The following is an 18,895-nucleotide window of genomic DNA, read 5'->3' as shown; positions in this document are numbered from 1 at the left end:
AATCTCCTTTAATCTTTATAAATATTCATTTCTATTACAAATTTTTAAATTCTCTAATACTTTCTTAATATCACCTGAATTATCTTTATCACATATTAAAGTAGCATCCTCAGTATCCACAATTACTAAATCCTTCAAACCTACCGCAGCTATTAATTTTTTATCTCCCTCAATAATACAATTTTTAGTATCAATTGTTATAATATTCCCACTAACTACATTACCAAATTCATTTGTTTTTCTAATTCTCTCTATAGCTAGCCAAGATCCAACGTCATCCCAGCCAAAGGTTCCTGGGATTGTATATATATTATTAGCCTTTTCCATTATACCATAATCAACTGATTCTGAGTGAAAATCTGAAAATATCTTTTCTAACACTGCAGTCTCATGCTCTGAACCAATTGCTTCCTTTATTACATTCAAGCCCTCATATATATCAGGCAGATATTTCTTGAATTTAGATAATATAGTAGATACTTTCCAAACAAACATTCCACTATTCCAAAGGTATTCCTCGGATGCAACATATTCTTTAGCTATTTCTAAATTCGGTTTTTCCACAAAACAATCAACTTCAAATGCATGTCCATCATTTTTATCGCTATTAAACTTAATATACCCATATCCCGTTTCCGGATAGTCCGGAGTAATACCAATTGTCACTAAGTTCTCATCTTTCTCCGCCTTTTCCGCCGCATCCTTTAAAGTATTAATAAACAGACCGGTATATTTAATAAGGTGATCTGATGGCAATACAAACATTATTGCATCTTCGTATTTGTTTGCTATATGTACTGCACCTAACCCTATACAAGGCGCCGTATTACGTCCTACTGGTTCGCAAAGAATATTTTCTTCTGGTATCTCAGGCAATTGCTTTTTTACAAGGTTCTTATACTCTTTATTAGTTGCAATATAGATATCTTTCATATCTACAATTGGTAGAATTCTCTCAATTGTTAATTGAATCATTGTCTTTCCATCATTTGTTAAAGATAAGAATTGTTTTGGCATTTCTCGTCTACTCTTCGGCCAAAAGCGTTCGCCTCTCCCTCCAGCCATAATTAGTGCTGCTTTTCTCATAGTAATTACCTCACCATCTTTTTACTTTTCCTTGATTAATCCTTCTATAAATTATATTGTTTAATCCTAACTTTTGCAACATATAATCACATAATTTGTATAGCCTATTCATTACAATAGCTATTATACATCTTGCTTAAAACTTTATAAACACTATCACCTTTAAATTCCTTATCTCCAAGAAATTTAAGTAACTCTTCATTCGAACCAACCAGTCTCCATACTTCGTTTCTCCTAACAAAGCCCTCTGATATCTGTATATCTGGAGAATAACCGGAAATCTCTTTTAGCATATTAATAATATTAACTCCGCTAGTTGCAATTCCTGAACATATGTTAAGTTTTTCTATTTCAACTTTAGATCTCGTCAATAATTCCATAAGAACATTAACACAGTACTCTACATTAACATAATCTCTCTCTGAACCAATATTTCCTAACTTAATTGTTTCTTGCTTACTAGCAAATGCATTTACTAACTTTGGTAAAAAAAAGTTCATATTTTGACCATAGCCAACTATATTAAATGGACGGACAATTTTAATATCTAATTTATCTGTATATTGTTGACTTATATATTCCATTACCATTTTACTATAGGAATAGTGATTCACCGGCGCAAATGGCATATTTTCAAAATAATACGGTTCCTTTTGATTTCCATATACACCTGCTGTGCTAACCAAAACTACTCTTGTTCCTGAAATGCAAGTGTCATATAAAGTCTCCAATAAAGTCTCTGTTGCACTTATATTTGTACTATAAATTTCTGATATATCTCCATATGTAACTGCTGCTATTGCCGCTAAATGTAAGACAGCATCTGGTTTGTATCTTTCAACTACTTTTATTAATTCATTTTTATCATGAAGATCTACAGCTACGGTTCTAATATCATCTTCACACTTTGATGTATTTCTAACAATAGCCAAGAAATCATTTCCTCTTGCCAATATTTCTTTACAACAATATCTTCCTATGAACCCAGTAGAACCGGTAATTAGTACTTTTTTCACTATATCACTTCCTATTTATTTTATTTATTCTTCATGTATTCCAAATACTGCTTATGAACCAATTTAGGTTCACCTTTCATTTGTATCAATCCCTCTTTAATCCATATTGACTCTTCACAGATCTCTTCTATCTGATTTAATGAATGAGATACGATAACAATAGTAGTCCCATTTCGTTTAATTTCTTTTAATTTTTCAAAACATTTCTCCTGAAACGCAATATCACCAACTGCTAATATCTCATCAATTAGTAAAATATCTGCATCTACATAAATAGCGACTGAGAATGCTAAACGCATATACATACCAGATGAGTATGTACGGATTGGGTTGTCAATATAATCCCCTAATTCAGAAAATTCTATTATCGAATCCAATTTTTCATTAATCTCAGCTTTTGATAATCCAAAAATTGAAGCATTAATATAAATATTCTCTCTTCCACTCATATCTGGATGAAATCCCGCACCTAACTCAATTAAACTAGATACTCGTCCCATCATCTCAATTTTTCCACTATCAGGATACATAATCTTTGTCAACAACTTCAATGTCGTACTTTTTCCACAGCCATTTTGCCCTATTAGACCTATTCCTGTCCCCTTTTTCACTTCAAAGCTGATACCTTTAAGCACTTCTCTTCTTTCGTATTTTCTACGATTACGAAATAATACCTTTTCTTTTAATGTCGAACCTTTATCAAAAAAGACCTTAAATGATTTAGTTACATTCGTAACTTCTATTGAATTTCCCTGTTTCATTACAATTCCTCCGCAAAATGCCTTGATAACTTATCGAATACAAACAGACTAATTAACATTAATCCGCCTCCCAATGCAACAGCATTAAGCAATGTTACTACCTGAGGAACCTGTTTATAATACAATATATCTCTATACGCTGTTAATATAGATGTCATAGGATTTAATAAAAATAACGGTCTGATTTTTTCTGGCACTTGATCAATAGAATAAATAACCGGGGATAAAAACTGCCATGCCATTGTAACAATTCCAAGTATATATTCTGTATCTCTTAAATAAACTGTAATGGCTGATACCAACATAGCCATTCCAAGTGCTAAAACATATTCAATGATCATTATTAATGGCAAATATGTTAATGCTAATAAATCAATACCTTTACCGCTAATCAATAGTATTGGAATCACAACTAAGAATGACAATAACATGTTAACAAATTGACTTGTAACGAATGCTAATGGCAAAACTTGTCTTGGGAAGTATATTTTTTTAACCATTTCCTTCTGAGTCATTATGCAAGTTGCGCCACCAGATACACACGTACTAAAAAATATCCATGGGATAAGAGCAACAAATAAAAACAGGTAGTAGTCCTTAATTCCGTTTCTCATAATTACAGAAAAGACAAGTGTATAGACACCTAATTGCAACAAAGGATTTAAAAACGTCCATAAAAAGCCTAATGCTGAACCTTTATATCGTCCTTTCAGATCCCTTCTAACTAAACTGAAGATCATTTCTCTATATGTATATAATTCTGTTATTAATTTCATATTATTTAACCTCTACTGTTACTGGTATTGTAAGAACACCCTTTTCCGAAAACCAATACTTATCTGCTTCAAGAACATCAATATAATATATATATGTGCCAGCTTTATCTGGTATAGTTAAAGCTACATTACAAATGCCTTTTTCATTATTAAAGATGTCATCAATACTTGTTAATGCATTATCCCAAGATATCATCGTTTGATTATAATCGTTATCAACACTATACAAATGATACCCCATACTAATATTCTTGTTAGAAGATATCAATCGATTTGATTTGTTTTCAATAACAATTGGTACATACATTTGTTTATCTTTATCTTGTAATAAAGCTTCATACATCAATTGATCAGCACTTATTACTATTCTATAAGGATGATTATTTAATTGTACGCTGATATAGCAGAGGGATATAATGTATATGATGGATATAATTATAATTAATGTCCCATATAGTTTTATTTTTTTCATTTTTCAACATACCTCAGTTTACAACATTTTTTTGTAGACCTCTTGTAATAACTTTGCAGACCTACTCCAAGTAAATTCCTTCGCTCGATTAAGACCCTTTTGTCTTAATTGCTCTCTCTCCTCAGGATCATTTAGTACTCTAGCCATAGCATCACTTATATCCTCTGGTGAAAAAGGATCCACCATATACCCTGCATCCTGCACTACCTCTGGCAGAGAAGTAACATTTGATGTAATTACCGGAACTCCGCAGGCCATAGCTTCTAATGGCGGCATTCCAAACCCCTCGTAAATGGAAGGAAACACAAATGCAAAAGCTCCTTTTAATAATATAACCGATTCATTGGATTCAATATACCCTGTAAAAATAATCTTCTTATCCAGATTATAATCCTTAACTTTCTTATAAATATTATCAAAATTCCAGCCATTTTTACCAGCTAAGACTAAAAAAGGGACTTCACTATATCGCTCATTTAAAATTGCATATGCATCTATTAATCTCTCTATGTTTTTCCTTGGTTCTAATGTTCCCAAATAAAAATAATAATTTCCACTAATCCCATACTTTGTTTTAATACTAGAAAGTTTTTCAGGATCTAATATTTCATTATAAATATTATGATCAACTGCACAAGGTATCACTGCAATTTTATCACTTGAAATATTTAGATATTTTATAATCTCACTTTTGCTAAACTCTGATATTGTAATAATATAGTCAGCACGACTTGATGACTTTTCCAAATTTGTATTTAACATTTTTAAGGTTTTGGTACCTATCGTTTCAGGGTATACCTTATATGCCATGTCGTAGACATACAAAGCCACCTTGCCCTTAACCCCTGGTGGAATTACATAATTAAAGAATTGAGTAACTTCCACTTTTTCACGAAAAAATAATGAGTATGGTATAGGAAAATAATGGTTAATTTTATAGTATAACACATTATGAAACCATCTGCATTTATTAATTATTACGTTATTTTTATTCCTATAATGTGCTATTACTTTTTCTCTATTACTTTCATCAATCATTTTAAAATAATTCAAGACTATATCATCAGAATTAGTTTGTATATAATGATCGATCATGGCTTCAGAATTTCTTCCAATTCCTGTCTTCTGCCTTTCAAACAGTATTTGAGAATCAAACCCAATTTTCAAACTTTTCCTCCCGGCTCTAACCACTTTTCTTAATAGATTATTTCATTAAAACAATTCCTTTACTGCCGCCCCACCAATTCTTCATATATGCTTTCGATATTATCAAGCATATCTTTTGTTGTAAAATACCTTTTCACCCTTTGACGCCCCCTTTTACCCATAGTTTTCCGAGCGTCTTCATGGTCAGCCAGCCATTGCATCGCTTTTGTTAATTGTTCAACAGACCCAGGCTCAACCGTAAGCCCTGTCTCTTTATCAATACTTACATAAGGTACACCACTTGGTAAATTAGTATTAATAACAGGCTTTTCAAAAACCATGGCTTCTAATTGTACAAGTCCAAACGCCTCACTTTTAATTACAGAAGGCAATACAAGCGCATCACACGAGCAAATACATTCTACCATCTCATCATCTGATATTACACCTCGAAACCTTACTTTCTCACTTATGTCCAAATCCCTAACCTTTTGCTTCAGGCTTTCTTCCAATGGACCTGTTCCTACCACCCAAAGCTCTGCATTTTTCACTCTAGAAAATGCCTCAATTAAAACATCACATCCTTTATAATAAACTAATCTACCAATAAACAAAAATTTTACAGGCTTATCCACCTTAGTATTTTCTACTTTTCCTTTTATTAAATATTTATCCGCAAGTTCTTCAATACGTGGTTCCACACCATATGGGATAATCCGGCATTTATTACGGTATTTAGGCAAATAATCAGATCCATCTATATGCCCTTGAGTAGCAACTAAAATAATATCTGCTCGATTTAAAAATTTTTCCATTAACGGCTTATAAAATTTCATCATTTTTTTCTGTCTAACAATATCACTATGCCATGATACCACAACTTTTCCTTTATAATTTGACATAAGACATGCCAAATCTCCTAAAGGAAATGGAACGTGAAAATGGATTATGTCCATTTCTTTTGATATTTTTCGCAGTTTCAAAACGAATGATAGTGATATGGGTAATGAAAATAATATCCCGGCACTACCTGCTCGTACCACTTCAACTCCATTTACCTTCTCAATTAATCCAAACCCTTTTTTCTTGCATACCAACACTTTAAGGTTAACTCTTTCATTAAGTCCTTCCGCTATCTGCTGAACCAATCTTTCAATTCCACCAGTTACCGGATAATATAATTTATTAACTTCCAAAACACTAATTTTTTTTGCCGTCATATTTTCTCCATTAATACATTATAAACATTAACCAGAATAGAAGCTGCCTCTTTCCATGTATATTTACTTGCATGTTTCAAACCTTTGACCCGATATTGATCAATCGTATCTTCTTCCATAAATGCTTCCATAGCTTTTGTAATTTCATGTGCGTTAAAAGGATTTACTTTAATAGCTGCTTCACCACTCACTTCATCTAATGAAGTTGTATTAGACGTAATAACCGGTGTCCCACACGACATAGCTTCAATCACCGGCATGCCAAAACCCTCATATAAACTTGGAAATATAAAGCATCTTGCTCCACACATCAATATTGGGGCCTCTTCTTCCAATACATAGCCAGTAAATATAATTTTATCTTCAATGCCCAGTTGTTTTACTTTTTCAAATATCGAATCATACATCCAACCTTTTTTACCTGCTAATACTAAGTACGGTATATCCTTCTTATCATTGCGTTTGATAAAATGACTATATGCTTCAATAATTCTCTCAATATTTTTTCTCGGTTCTAGTGTTCCTAAATACAAAAAATATTGCCCATCTATTTTGTATTTTTCTTTAACTATCTGTATCTGATCAGACTTATATTCACTATGAAACAAATTATTATTTACTCCCATCGGCATGACAACAATTTTATTCTCTTCTATATGTAAATATTTAATTATTTCCGACTTACTAAACTCAGAAATCGTTATTATCCGATCAGCACGTTTGCACGATTTGGAAACTGTAAGTTCTAGCCATCTTCTCGTTTTCTCACGGACAGTTTGAGGAATCGCCTTATATGCCATATCATAAATTATCGTTACCTTTTTTCCTTTTACCCCCGGCGGAATAGAATAGTTAAAAAATTGAGTGATTTGCGCTTGCTTTCCAAAGAATACAGAATAACTAATGGGTACTATATTCCACAATAGCTTATACAAGGCATCATTAAAATATTTGCATGCATTATCAATACAGCCATTTTTTCGATATACCTCTAGCTCATTAAGTTTTCCTCTTGCCTGATACGTTTTGAAATAATTTAATTGATATTCATTATTGTTATCTTCTGAAAGTTCTTTAATGAGATTATCAGCACACCAAGCTATGCCTGTTTTATCACCTTTTAAAAATAATTGTACATCAAATGCTATTCTCATATTAATTTTGCCTTTCGTTTATTAAGACTATATCAAAAGTCACCTTTTACAATTTTATACTATATTAATTTTCAAATATTAATGTAAATATTCTTTACATAATTAGCTTGTACGAATTGATAAGACTTTCCAGCTTTCACTTCTTTGTTTTTGGTTGTCTAATAGTAACCCCCTCTGTAGCCTCTTTCATAAACATAATCTTAGGAGTCATAAATATCAATTTCAAATCTAATAGTAACGAATAACTGCGAATATAGGTCAAATCGAGTTTTAATTTATCATACGACGTTGTATTATACTTCCCATAAATTTGTGCATATCCCGTAAGGCCTGCCTTTACCTTAGTCCTATAAGCAAATTCTGGTATATCCTTTAGTATTTCTTCAGTCAGTTCCGGCCGCTCTGGCCTTGGGCCCACTAAGGACATCTCTCCCCTTATTATATTAAAAAGCTGGGGCAACTCATCTAGCCTCGTTCTCCTCAGGAAATGCCCGATAGGCAAAATCCTTGAATCTCCTTCCTCAGCCATTCGGGCCACTCCATCCTTTTCTGCCTCCTGAATCATGGTACGGAACTTATAAATATAAAATACTTTATCGTCTCTTGTCAGTCTAGCCTGCTTAAAAAAGACCGGACCTTTATCTGTAAATCTGATTAATAAACTTATGATTAAAAACAGAGGTGAGGTCAAAACTATACCTACCAAAGCTCCTAGAACATCTACCAGCCTCTTGATAAATAGCTGTTCAATGGTTAGACCTTCATTTCTTGATAACAATAGCGGTGAATCGAATAGATTCAGTTCCACCGAACTCTTTAGCAGGATATCTGATATTTTAGGAACATTATAGGTCCGAATTGAATTCGAAAAACAATATTTTAATAACAAATTACGATCGTGAGATGGAATGTCACCTATTATGATTCCATCATATTTCAATATCTCCTGTTGCAGTAAATGAATTCCATTCTGAATATTAATTATTTTACATATCTCGTATTTATCCTCTCTTGAATTAATCTTTTCTACAAGATGATAATCTGACCTTCTTCCAGAAATCAAAAGCATTTTCCTAGGAGGATATATTTTTCCATAGAACCATTGGTATACCTGAGTCCAACCTATAATAATTAAAAAGTCCATCCCTGTCATCTTTATTAATTGTAAAGGGTTTAAAAAGTGTTTATCTAAAGCTGCAATCTGTAAGTATGTAAAGACGTTAGTAAAGATAACCGCCAGAATCTGGGAATATATCAAATTTCCCTTTTTTAAATACCCGACTTTAAAACCACCATATATATTCATAAAAAGAACAAGAAGAACTCCATAGAGGAAAATCATCATCCAATTTCCTCGGCGAAAAAAGGGAAACTCTAAAATTTTATTATAATAGCCAATCCATATATAGCCATACAATAAAATCAACATTGATGTAATTCCAAAAGTGAAAAACACTTTTATGAGCCTTTTATATTTCTGATTAACCTTCATTTAAAATACACCTTCATTTGTCGTCATCTTACTCCAATTGCCAATCACACATAAGTATAACATATTCTCTATACTAAGTACAATCTTCTATAAGTTAAAAAGAGCTGCTAATTTTTAAGAATTTATGAATATTTTACCTTTCTATTAAAAAATATCAATAATTGTTTAATTATGTAAAATAAAGGCTTAATAGTGTTGACAATACGTTCTATTAAACTTAATATATGTACTAGATGTAACTTAAGAAAATGACTGACAAATAATTCCAAAGGCACCTAGAATCAGGAATCAGAGTATTATCAATCCGGAAATACCTGCTCTTGATTTCACATTCTAATCGTTCGACGGTGTCGTTTAATAAATTCATATCTGCCAAAAACTTATATTTTTAATTCTTCCCTCACAATAAAAAACTTCAAATACTAAGTATAAAAACAACATTCATCAGTATTTGAAGTTTATATTTATTTTTTTTTACAATTCCTCTTCTATCGACCTTACAACCCCCATGCCCAATAAGAGCCAAAATATAGGTGCGACAATTGGGAGGTTGATATTTACAAAGGCCTGAACACTATAGCAAATAACACCAAACATTATTGCAATAATATATGGTGATTTATCTCTATAATAAAAGCATCTCCTTACATTTTCAAATATAAAAACTAAATAAGATATCAGACCCGCAAGTCCAACCGTGGTTAACATATGAAGATATTCATTATGTGCACTATCAAACAATTGATTATAAGGATTATTTGCGGTTTTTTTCATTACTAAAATACCAAAAGTATCAGGTCCAAATCCCACAATTTTTTTCCAAAATGGCAACCCATAATAACATTCCATAGCATTTCTCCAGATATATCCCCTGGCAGATCCCCAATCATCATTAAAGAGAAGATATGAGCCTAAACTCCCATATCTATTTACATTGCCAGCCACATTACAGTCATAAAGAGCGTACAATATAGCTAAAATTGTAAGAAAAAGTAATACCATCCAAAGATATCTAAACAATTTTCCAAAATTATCGATTTCGATTTTTTTCTTATAAGAGATAAAATACAAAAGAACAATTATTCCCCACAAACCAATTACCAAAAATGGCAAACCTTGAAATCTTATTAACACATCAAATACGCTTTCTATTCCAAGAACGCGTTCTCCAAAGTAACCATTAATCCAGTCAATACATTGAATGACTGAAAAAAATGTCGCCAATACAATGAGATATTTTTGAATCCCTTTATTTTTTTTAAACAAATATAATGGCAAAATACCAAATAATGCACCCAATGAAAGATATGCATTGTCACTGACACCCATAATAATCGCAAAAAAACCAATCACCATACAGAAATAATGCCATATCATATTCTTAAATTGTGTGTCCGTAGTATACAAAACAGTCGCAATAGCAACCAAAATTCCAACATACGCAGTGTAAGTATTTATATTCCCTATCGTTGATGTGAAAATTGGCATTTCTTTTGGAATCATACCAGCCTTGAAATGAAAAATATCCAATTTGAAATAGTCCGTAATCCCAAACACACACACAAATAATCCGGCAGCCAATATGAGATCAACATACCAGCTTTTGAATTTCGTAAACCTACTTACACAAAAATAACTTGCTACATATAACATAATCAGAAAGAGTCCTGTATACCTGCCTTCATTCCCCCAGAATGATTCATAACGATAATCTGATGAAATGGTCGATAATATAGCAATTATTAAATATACTAAGATTGAATAATCCACAATTGAGCAACTTCTAAAAACCTTTTTCAACGAAAATTCTTTAAAAAGTAACACAGTATGTTTTGATCTCACTGTAACAAAATATCCCATTACTAACACCAACATTAAAATTGTGCATATACAGTAATAGCGATATTTTATGATAAGGATGTCAAAGTATCGATCTTTGACAACAAGGGGAAGACCTATGCCAATTAAAGCTACATATATGCCAAGAATTATAGACAAAAAGTCCTTTTTATCAGCTTTTGGTGATAGTTCACTCATTATTAATAATATCCTTTCATTTTCATTATTTGCTATAGTATAGCATCTTACGCCAACTCATGCAACTCTCCAAATAAAAATGGAAACTAATATGCATCATTAGTATTACCACACAAGTCCTGGATATCAGTAGTAGAAAACCTCAAAAAAATCGGTGACAGGTTTCCCCATCACCGATTTTTACGTTACTAACGATTGACTATAAACAAATTATTTATCTAAATAAATTGCTACGATCTTCTCGCCTTCCAGCTTAAAGCAATAATCAACACTAGCTTTTGCCTTGTCTTTATTCTTCTGAACAGTACCTGATGTGTTAATTAACTTAGCATCTTTAAGAGCTGCTAAATCCTTAACAGTGTAATATTCTGAATATTTCTTTGTATCAAAAGTTGCATCCACTTCTAAGTTCTTAACAATCTCATCAGCTTTCAGAACTGTAGCATCCTTTGTTCCAGCATTAGTAACAACTACATATTTATCATCCTTATCAGCAGTTAAAAGGATACCTGCAAGATAAATCTTATCGCTGTCTCTTCCAGTTTTACCAGCACCCTGAGTACCACCAGACTTATTGAGAAGGAAATTGAAGTTATCTCCATCTAAGTTAATAGTCTGCTTTCCGGTCTTCATGGAACCATCATCGCCAGATCCAAAGTAATAAGCCTGATATCCTTCTCCAAGCCAATGGGTTGCATTATCTTTATATTCGCTTTCAGTCTCATATGGATAATCATCATCATCAGATGCAGCAATTGCTGTAACATCCTTGCCATCAACTAAAACGAATTTAAGACCAGATTTCATTTTTCCTTTTTCATCAAACAGATACTTCTTTCCATTGATGGATTTAATCTTAGAAGCAACTAAATTTCCGTTACCATCTGCATAATACCAAGCATCAGAATCATCGTTGTAATCACCATCGTTTAAGAAATAATCCGGAACAACTTTAAACCAACCCTTGGTAATTCTTGCGCCATCTTCAGGTGAGCCATAGAATCTCCAGCTTTCGGTATACTCAACGCTACCCTTGCTTGCTAAGTCTGGAGTTGCGCCAAAGACTACCCATTCAGCATTCATACGGCCATCTTCATCGAAGCTGTACTTCTTGCCATTAATGGTCTTACCGTCTTCTTTAGCCATTTTCTTTCCACTGTCTTTGAAGTAGAACCAGCGGGTCTGATTTTCATCATCAAATAAATTGATGCTTGATTTACCTGCATCAGCTTTATCATATGAATCATCTACGATGTCAAGGAATCTCCAGCCTGTAGCCATTGCGCCGTCATTCTCGTCACCAGCATAATATAATCCGTCTCTCCAAGCATTGTCATCGGTTTTTCTCTCGCCATCTGAACCGATCCAACCAAATAACATCTTACCTTCGCTATCAAAAGTATATTTCTTACCATTGATTGTCTTGAAGGATGGTGAAGTACTATTAGTGGAAGCCTTGAAAGCTTTACCATTGCTGCCAAAATAATACCAATGATTTACTGGCTCATTCTCAGAATCGCCATCATAGTTATCATTTTCAACAGATGCCCACTGATTGGTTACCATTGCACCGTTCGCATCTACATAGTAGTAGTTATCGTTGTATTCAACGATAGCATCGGTAGTCATTTCGCCATCATCATTGAGGTAGAACCAGTTATCTCCTGATTTTTCCCATTTCTCTGTCTCTAAATCGCCGTTCTTGTCATAGTACACCCATGTACCATTTTCTTCCTGCCAGCCAGTTGCTGCGAAAGAGGACATGGAAGCGCCTAATGCAAGCAGTGCTGCTGTAGATAATACAGCAACTAATTTGGTCTGCTTTCTCATAATTAATGCACTCTCCTTTTTCTTTTTGAAATACTCTTCGAAATTCCTAATTGCATTACGAGGTAATTATACTTCCTATAATGGAAATTATCAATACCTTTTTTACTTTTTTTGCATTTTTTGCAAAATATAAAAAAAAATAACATTTCCGGTAGAAGCTATCAATTCCTCCATCACATGGTATATTATAATATATTATTTTGGAAAATGCTATAACATTTCTCTGTGCATTTTCTTACATAATCATTACGAAATTGTATTATTAATGATAAATTGTTTTTTTATTAGTACAATCATGTTTACAATGATTTATTTTCCACACTTTCCTTTATAATCCATATTATTGGCAAAGATTCAACACCAGAAAATAGTATCACTTACGACCAAAAACCTAGTTTTTTTCTTCTACACACAGCAATCTCAGTTTGTCTCAGAGCAAAACAGTACAAGATAAAATAAACACATGATAATCAATTCTCAAGCACATGTGTTCAAGATATATCGACAATTTTTTATAACAATCTTCAAAAACAATCTTCTGCCGCAATCCAATCACAATCCCCTATTGCAATTTACCATTACAATGGGTATAATGTTCATATATTAATAATAATCACAATTTCTGAACACCTTTCGCCATCTTACTAATTTATCAACTATACGGAGGTCATACGACTATGGATCGTAACGTCATCATCTGCCGTTCCATTCTGGAAAACCCGGCAGTCACACAAAGAGATTTATCAAAAGAGCTTAGCGTTTCCCTGGGAACCGTTAATAACTTAATAAAGGAATGCATAGAAAAAAAATACATTGAGATTGGAAACGCCAACGATCTATACGAATTACTTCCGGCTGGCCAAGCCCTTCTAAATGATAATAAGGTAGACGGTGCCGTCATCATCGCTGCCGGCTTCGGTTCTCGTTTCGTCCCCTTAACGTTCGAAACACCCAAAGGCCTGCTGGAAGTATTCGGAGAACGAATGATCGAACGTCAGATCCGCCAGCTCCATGAAGCCGGAATCAGGGACATCACCATTGTGGTGGGTTATTTAAAGGAAAAATTTGAATACCTTATAGACAAATATCAGGTTAAGCTTTTATATAATCATGAGTATTCCCAGAAAAACACCCTGACCACCATTTATCATGCCCGTAAACTTCTCCGTGGTAGGAATATGTACGTTCTTTCCTCCGATAACTGGATGCGCCACAATATGTACCATGCCTATGAAGGCGGTGCATGGTATTCCGCGTCATACATGGAAGGGGAAACCTCCGAATGGTGCCTTGATTATAATAAGAAGGGACGCATTTTAAATGTATCCGTAGGCGGCCAGGACAAATGGGTGATGTATGGGCCAGTTTTTTTCTCAAAATTATTCTCAGAGCAATTTCTCACCGTACTGGAAAATTATTACAATCTCCCTGGAACCGAACAGTTCTACTGGGAAAATGTCTATATGGAAATGCTGTCCGGAGAAGCAGCTAAGAGGCTTCCTCATATCCCTGAGGCAAAACAGGACATTGACCTGTTTATCAACCGCAGATCGGCTGACGAAGTATATGAATTTGAGAACCTGGAAGAACTTCGCCGTTTTGATTTGAAATATCAGCACCATTCCGATAATGAAGCAATGGAATTAGTATCGACTGTATTCAAAGTACCTGAGTCAGAAATCACAGAAATACGATGCCTAAAATCAGGCATGACCAATAAATCCTTCCTATTTAAAATTAAGGATCGCCATTATATCTGCCGCATCCCGGGGGCCGGAACAGAGCTTCTTATTAACCGCCAGCAGGAAAAAGCAGTTTATGATGCTTTAAGCGGTCTGGATATTACGGAAAAAGTCATTTACTTTAATGGAGAAACAGGATATAAGATTGCGGAATTTTATGAAGGTACTCATAATGCCAACCCTTCCAGCCGGGAAGAAATGGAACGCTGCATGGCGGTTGTCCGAAGGCTCCACAAATCCGGGCTTACAGTAGACCATTCCTTTGACATTCGCGAACGGATCGACTTCTACGAAAAGCTATGTAAGGCCCACGGGGGTATCCCGTTTGACGATTACTCCGCTGTCCGTAAGCAGATGACTGAGCTCTTAGACCAATTGGACAAGTTGAATCATAAGAAAGTCCTTTCCCATATTGATACCGTGGTCGATAACTTTTTAATGATGCCCGATGGCAACGTGCGCTTAATCGATTGGGAATATTCCGGAATGTGTGATCCACTTATCGATATCAGTATGAGCGCGATTTACTCCTACTACAACGAAGAAGAAGCAGATGATCTAATAAGGATCTACCTGGAACGAGAGCCTTCTGAAGAAGAACGTTTCACCGTTTATGCTTATATCGCTCTTGGCGGCTTTCTGTGGAGTCTATGGGCAGTATACAAGGCAGCCTTAGGAGATGAATTTGGCGAATATACCATAATCATGTATCGTTATGCAAAAAACTATTACAAAAAATGCACCAAAATCGCCAAATAATGATATTTTTGGAAAATGTCCGCAAATCGTAATAAAATGTTTAGGTATTCCTGTCGGTACTGTGGTATAATGTACAAGAAAGCGATGAGCAGTGCGAAATAAGACGGGTAAAGATTTTCGTTGTGCCCCGCACATAAGAAAATCTTTACCCGTCTTATTTCATAGGGCGAAAGCCCGTGAGCGAGTAAAGCCGAAGGCTTTACTCGCTGCACTGCGGACAATAGCACATAAACAAAACGGCTAGACAGGAGGAAGGACGGTATGCAATACAGAAAGAAAATGACAGCATTGCTCATAGCAGGGCTTGTGGGAACCTCTACTCTGATACCGGCAGGCACGGCCTGGGGGGCCACCGGCTGGGTAGCAGAAGGCACTCAGTGGAAGTACATAGACCAGGATGGTTCCACCCACAAGGGCTGGGTAAAGACATCCGATGGAACCTTTTATTTTCTAGATCTCTCCACAGGCTTTATGGCAACTGGTTGGAAACAGATCAACGGTAACTGGTACTATTTTCATTCCAACGGCGCAATGGCTACCAAGTGGATACAGGACGGCGGTAAATACTATTACCTCATGGATGATACAGGCGTCCTTGTTAAGGGCTGGTTAAAAATAGGCAATGACTACTACTACATGAAGGGTGACGGCTCCATGTCCGCCGGCTGGCGGGAAATGGACGGCGGCTGGTATTATTTCAAAGAAAATGGTAAATGCACCATTGGATGGGGGCAGATTGGAAGCGATTGGTTTTATTTTGGTTCTGACGGCAAGATGGTAACCGGATGGAAACAGATTGATAATGCCTACTACTATCTGAATGTTGATACCAAGTCTGTGCTGGGACGTATGATGACCGGCTGGCTCAGTGATGGAACCAACAAGTATTACATGGATACCAGCAGCGGAAAGATGGCCCACGGCTGGCTGCAGATTGACGGTTCCTATTATTATTTTAATGATTCAGGTCATATGATGACCGGCTGGGTACAGCTTTCCGGTGTTTATTATTATCTTGATCCATCTTCCGGTAAGATGGCAGCAAACACTACCCTTACCATTGACGGAACAAGCTACACCTTTGGTTCAAACGGAGCTTACCAGGGAAATGCTTCCGGTTCTCCTTCCGGTTCAACTGGTGGGAACACCCCCGGAGGTTCATCAACCGGTTCCTCCAATGCGCCAGGCGGATCTACCTCGACTCCATCGGGTTCTGGCGGGCCGGGAGGATCCTCTTCTGACAACAATAACTTAAGCGGAGCACCGGGAAGTTCTTCTAACGACACTCCTGGCGGCAGCAGCTCCAATTCTTCAAGCAATGGCGTATATCAGCTATCACCAGGGCTTACATCAGGCCCCGGCTGATCTAATAAGAATTAGTATCTGTGTGGGTATCTGCACCTCGGCGCGGATACCCCTTTTATTTACGCAGGCAGCGGACCGGATAAACAAAACATTCCGGAAGCAAGAAAGCGTACGTATTACATAATACCCGAATGATAAGGAGGTAACACATTGAGACACAAGAAATTAGGCATACGGTTTGCAGCAGCCGCATTATGTGCCCTTATGGGAATGTCTGCGGGGTTTGGCCCGGCCATGAATTCCTGGGCAGCTGGCTATGAAAAGGTCAATGGCTATTATCAGCTTGCAAACGGCACGGTGATTGAACAGGTAATTGCCAGAGGAATCGACGTTTCCAGATGGCAGGGAAATGTAAACTGGGCGGCTGTTGCAGCAGATGATGTCAGCTTTGTCATGCTGGGCACCAGATCCAAGGGTATTGTGGATCCGTACTTCCATACCAATGTACAGGGTGCATCAGCAGCAGGTCTGAAAGTTGGCGCTTACATATATTCTTTGGCTACCACTCCGGATATGGCCAGAGAGGAAGCGGATTTTGTCCTTAGTCTGGTAAAGGATTATCCAATCTCCTTTCCCATCGCTTTTGACGCAGAAGACAGTGCAACCCTTGGTACCCTTCCCCCGGCACAGGTGAGTGAAATCATCAATGCATTCTGCCAGCGAATTGCTGATGCCGGATATTATCCCATTGTGTATGCCAATGATTACTGGTTATCAAATAAAATTGATTTATCCAATATGCATTATGACGTGTGGGTTGCCCGATATGAGGCAAAACACGTTTATTCCAACCCGATCATGTGGCAGGTTACCAGCACCGGCTCGATTAACGGGATCAACGGAAATGTTGACATTGACTTCCTCTATAAGGATTTAACTCCAAAGCTTCCGGGAAATATGTGGAGGACCATTGGAGGAAAGACCTATTACTACCAGAATTATGCAATCCAGAAAAACACCTGGGTCAATGACGGCTCCGGATGGTTCTATATGAACGAAGAAGGACTGACTGCCACCGGGTGGTTTGATAAAGATGGACTGCGTTATTATCTTGACGAAACTTCCGGACGGATGAACACTGGTTGGAGGCAGCTATCCGACAAATGGTATTTCTTCAATCCAAGCGGTTCCATGAATACCGGATGGCTTACTGACAACGGAGCACGTTATTACCTTGGTTCCGATGGCACCATGGCCACCGGATGGCAGGAATTAAACAGCCAGTATTACTATCTGGATCCTTCTTCTGGAAAAATGGCTACCGGATGGAAGAACATCAACGACAAGTGGTACTTCTTACAGGAAAGCGGCGTAATGTCCACCGGATGGCTAGATAACAACGGCGCCCGGTATTACTTAAATAACGACGGTTCCATGGCAACGGGTTGGCATACCGACGGCACCTCCAAGTATTATCTGGCAGGAAACGGCGCAGTCTCAACCGGATGGCAGCTCATTGATAACAGCTGGTATTTCTTTAACCAGAGCGGAGCCATGACCACAGGCTGGATCAATCCTGACGGAAGCTGGTACTACATTGGAAATGACGGAAAGATGCAGTCCGGATGGCTTGAGGAACGGGGAGCCAAGTACTATTTAAGCAATTCTTCCGGTAAGATGACCGTAGGCTGGAGACAGATCGATGGAAATTGGTATTACTTTGGCGGAAGCGGTGCCATGGCAACTGGTATGACACAGGTAGGCGGCCAGCAGTATTACTTAAATCCAGCTGACGGAAAGATGGCTGCCTCTGCTACCTTTGTACTTGATGGAGTCTCCTATACCGCAGATGCAAACGGCGTATGTACTGTGACACCACAGACAGCCGCCGAGCAGCCAGAAGGAGAAAGCACGGCAGAAAGCCAGGCTGGCCAAACGGGGACGGAAACAGCTCCGACTGATTCTACAGCCAACCAGACAAAAGAAATCGGTCCTGGAATCCATTAATAAACTGTAGATGAGCCTGCTGCAATATACAGCTGCAATGACGGCTCATATAATGAATAAGATCTAAAGAATGAAATAGCTCCAAAGATAAG

At 36.4% G+C, this 18,895-nt stretch carries 14 protein-coding genes; 3 read left to right on the top strand and 11 right to left on the bottom strand.

Features of this window, described 5'->3' with window-relative positions; all coding sequences use genetic code 11:
* Positions 1 to 15: 15 nt before the first annotated feature.
* From ACHZES_RS17520 to ACHZES_RS17470, 11 genes are all read right to left on the bottom strand, one after another.
* On the bottom strand, positions 16 to 1,086 hold the full coding sequence (locus ACHZES_RS17520) for a mannose-1-phosphate guanylyltransferase (RefSeq protein WP_395546964.1): 1,071 nt from the start codon (positions 1,084 to 1,086) through the stop codon (positions 16 to 18).
* A gap of 104 nt (positions 1,087 to 1,190) precedes the next feature.
* Entirely contained in the window at positions 1,191 to 2,102 is a 912-nt protein-coding gene (locus tag ACHZES_RS17515; protein ID WP_395546966.1) for an NAD-dependent epimerase/dehydratase family protein, read from the bottom strand.
* Positions 2,103 to 2,122: 20 nt separating this feature from the next.
* A complete protein-coding gene (locus ACHZES_RS17510; protein ID WP_395546968.1) occupies positions 2,123 to 2,863 on the bottom strand; it encodes an ABC transporter ATP-binding protein in 741 nt (246 codons plus the stop codon).
* Entirely contained in the window at positions 2,863 to 3,639 is a 777-nt protein-coding gene (locus ACHZES_RS17505) for an ABC transporter permease (RefSeq protein ID WP_395546969.1), read from the bottom strand. The genes ACHZES_RS17510 and ACHZES_RS17505 overlap by 1 nt, the downstream gene beginning before the upstream one ends.
* A 1-nt stretch (position 3,640) precedes the next feature.
* A complete protein-coding gene (locus tag ACHZES_RS17500; RefSeq protein ID WP_395546970.1) occupies positions 3,641 to 4,111 on the bottom strand; it encodes a hypothetical protein in 471 nt (156 codons plus the stop codon).
* 18 nt (positions 4,112 to 4,129) lie between these two features.
* A complete protein-coding gene (locus tag ACHZES_RS17495) occupies positions 4,130 to 5,278 on the bottom strand; it encodes a glycosyltransferase family 4 protein (RefSeq protein WP_395546971.1) in 1,149 nt (382 codons plus the stop codon).
* A 59-nt stretch (positions 5,279 to 5,337) separates the two neighbouring features.
* On the bottom strand, positions 5,338 to 6,477 hold the full coding sequence (locus ACHZES_RS17490; RefSeq protein WP_395546972.1) for a glycosyltransferase: 1,140 nt from the start codon (positions 6,475 to 6,477) through the stop codon (positions 5,338 to 5,340).
* Positions 6,474 to 7,631, bottom strand: coding sequence for a glycosyltransferase family 4 protein (locus ACHZES_RS17485; RefSeq protein WP_395546973.1), 1,158 nt, complete (start codon positions 7,629 to 7,631; stop codon positions 6,474 to 6,476). The genes ACHZES_RS17490 and ACHZES_RS17485 overlap by 4 nt, the downstream gene beginning before the upstream one ends.
* A gap of 136 nt (positions 7,632 to 7,767) precedes the next feature.
* Positions 7,768 to 9,123, bottom strand: coding sequence for an exopolysaccharide biosynthesis polyprenyl glycosylphosphotransferase (locus ACHZES_RS17480; protein ID WP_395546974.1), 1,356 nt, complete (start codon positions 9,121 to 9,123; stop codon positions 7,768 to 7,770).
* A 474-nt stretch (positions 9,124 to 9,597) separates the two neighbouring features.
* Positions 9,598 to 11,160 carry an O-antigen ligase family protein gene (locus ACHZES_RS17475; RefSeq protein ID WP_395546975.1) on the bottom strand — a complete coding sequence of 521 codons (1,563 nt, stop codon included), beginning with the start codon at positions 11,158 to 11,160 and terminating at the stop codon, positions 9,598 to 9,600.
* A 210-nt stretch (positions 11,161 to 11,370) separates the two neighbouring features.
* Positions 11,371 to 12,990 carry a cell wall-binding protein gene (locus tag ACHZES_RS17470; RefSeq protein ID WP_395546976.1) on the bottom strand — a complete coding sequence of 540 codons (1,620 nt, stop codon included), beginning with the start codon at positions 12,988 to 12,990 and terminating at the stop codon, positions 11,371 to 11,373.
* Between the two features lie 677 nt (positions 12,991 to 13,667).
* Here ACHZES_RS17470 and ACHZES_RS17465 point away from each other — a divergent pair.
* The 3 genes from ACHZES_RS17465 (at position 13,668) to ACHZES_RS17455 (ending at position 18,803) form a co-directional block, all read left to right on the top strand.
* Positions 13,668 to 15,491 (top strand): sugar phosphate nucleotidyltransferase, encoded by a 1,824-nt coding sequence (locus ACHZES_RS17465; protein WP_395546978.1) that lies wholly within the window; start codon positions 13,668 to 13,670, stop codon positions 15,489 to 15,491.
* A gap of 261 nt (positions 15,492 to 15,752) precedes the next feature.
* On the top strand, positions 15,753 to 16,856 hold the full coding sequence (locus ACHZES_RS17460; RefSeq protein ID WP_395546979.1) for a cell wall-binding protein: 1,104 nt from the start codon (positions 15,753 to 15,755) through the stop codon (positions 16,854 to 16,856).
* Between the two features lie 150 nt (positions 16,857 to 17,006).
* On the top strand, positions 17,007 to 18,803 hold the full coding sequence (locus ACHZES_RS17455) for a GH25 family lysozyme (protein WP_404820252.1): 1,797 nt from the start codon (positions 17,007 to 17,009) through the stop codon (positions 18,801 to 18,803).
* The last annotated feature ends 92 nt before the right edge of the window (positions 18,804 to 18,895 follow it).

The organism is Lacrimispora sanguinis, assembly GCF_044987295.1.
Classification (GTDB): Bacteria; Bacillota; Clostridia; order Lachnospirales; family Lachnospiraceae; genus Lacrimispora; species Lacrimispora celerecrescens_B.
Note: the sequence above shows the minus strand (reverse complement) of the source record. Positions and strands in the feature narration are given on the sequence as shown.

Coding starts and splice junctions, on each gene's coding strand:
- ACHZES_RS17465 (WP_395546978.1), top strand. CDS start 13,668: ATGGATCGTAACGTCATCATCTGCCGTTCCATTCTGGAAAACCCGGCA.
- ACHZES_RS17500 (WP_395546970.1), bottom strand. CDS start 4,111: ATGAAAAAAATAAAACTATATGGGACATTAATTATAATTATATCCATC.
- ACHZES_RS17520 (WP_395546964.1), bottom strand. CDS start 1,086: ATGAGAAAAGCAGCACTAATTATGGCTGGAGGGAGAGGCGAACGCTTT.
- ACHZES_RS17490 (WP_395546972.1), bottom strand. CDS start 6,477: ATGACGGCAAAAAAAATTAGTGTTTTGGAAGTTAATAAATTATATTAT.
- ACHZES_RS17505 (WP_395546969.1), bottom strand. CDS start 3,639: ATGAAATTAATAACAGAATTATATACATATAGAGAAATGATCTTCAGT.
- ACHZES_RS17460 (WP_395546979.1), top strand. CDS start 15,753: ATGCAATACAGAAAGAAAATGACAGCATTGCTCATAGCAGGGCTTGTG.
- ACHZES_RS17470 (WP_395546976.1), bottom strand. CDS start 12,990: ATGAGAAAGCAGACCAAATTAGTTGCTGTATTATCTACAGCAGCACTG.
- ACHZES_RS17480 (WP_395546974.1), bottom strand. CDS start 9,123: ATGAAGGTTAATCAGAAATATAAAAGGCTCATAAAAGTGTTTTTCACT.
- ACHZES_RS17475 (WP_395546975.1), bottom strand. CDS start 11,160: ATGAGTGAACTATCACCAAAAGCTGATAAAAAGGACTTTTTGTCTATA.
- ACHZES_RS17510 (WP_395546968.1), bottom strand. CDS start 2,863: ATGAAACAGGGAAATTCAATAGAAGTTACGAATGTAACTAAATCATTT.
- ACHZES_RS17485 (WP_395546973.1), bottom strand. CDS start 7,631: ATGAGAATAGCATTTGATGTACAATTATTTTTAAAAGGTGATAAAACA.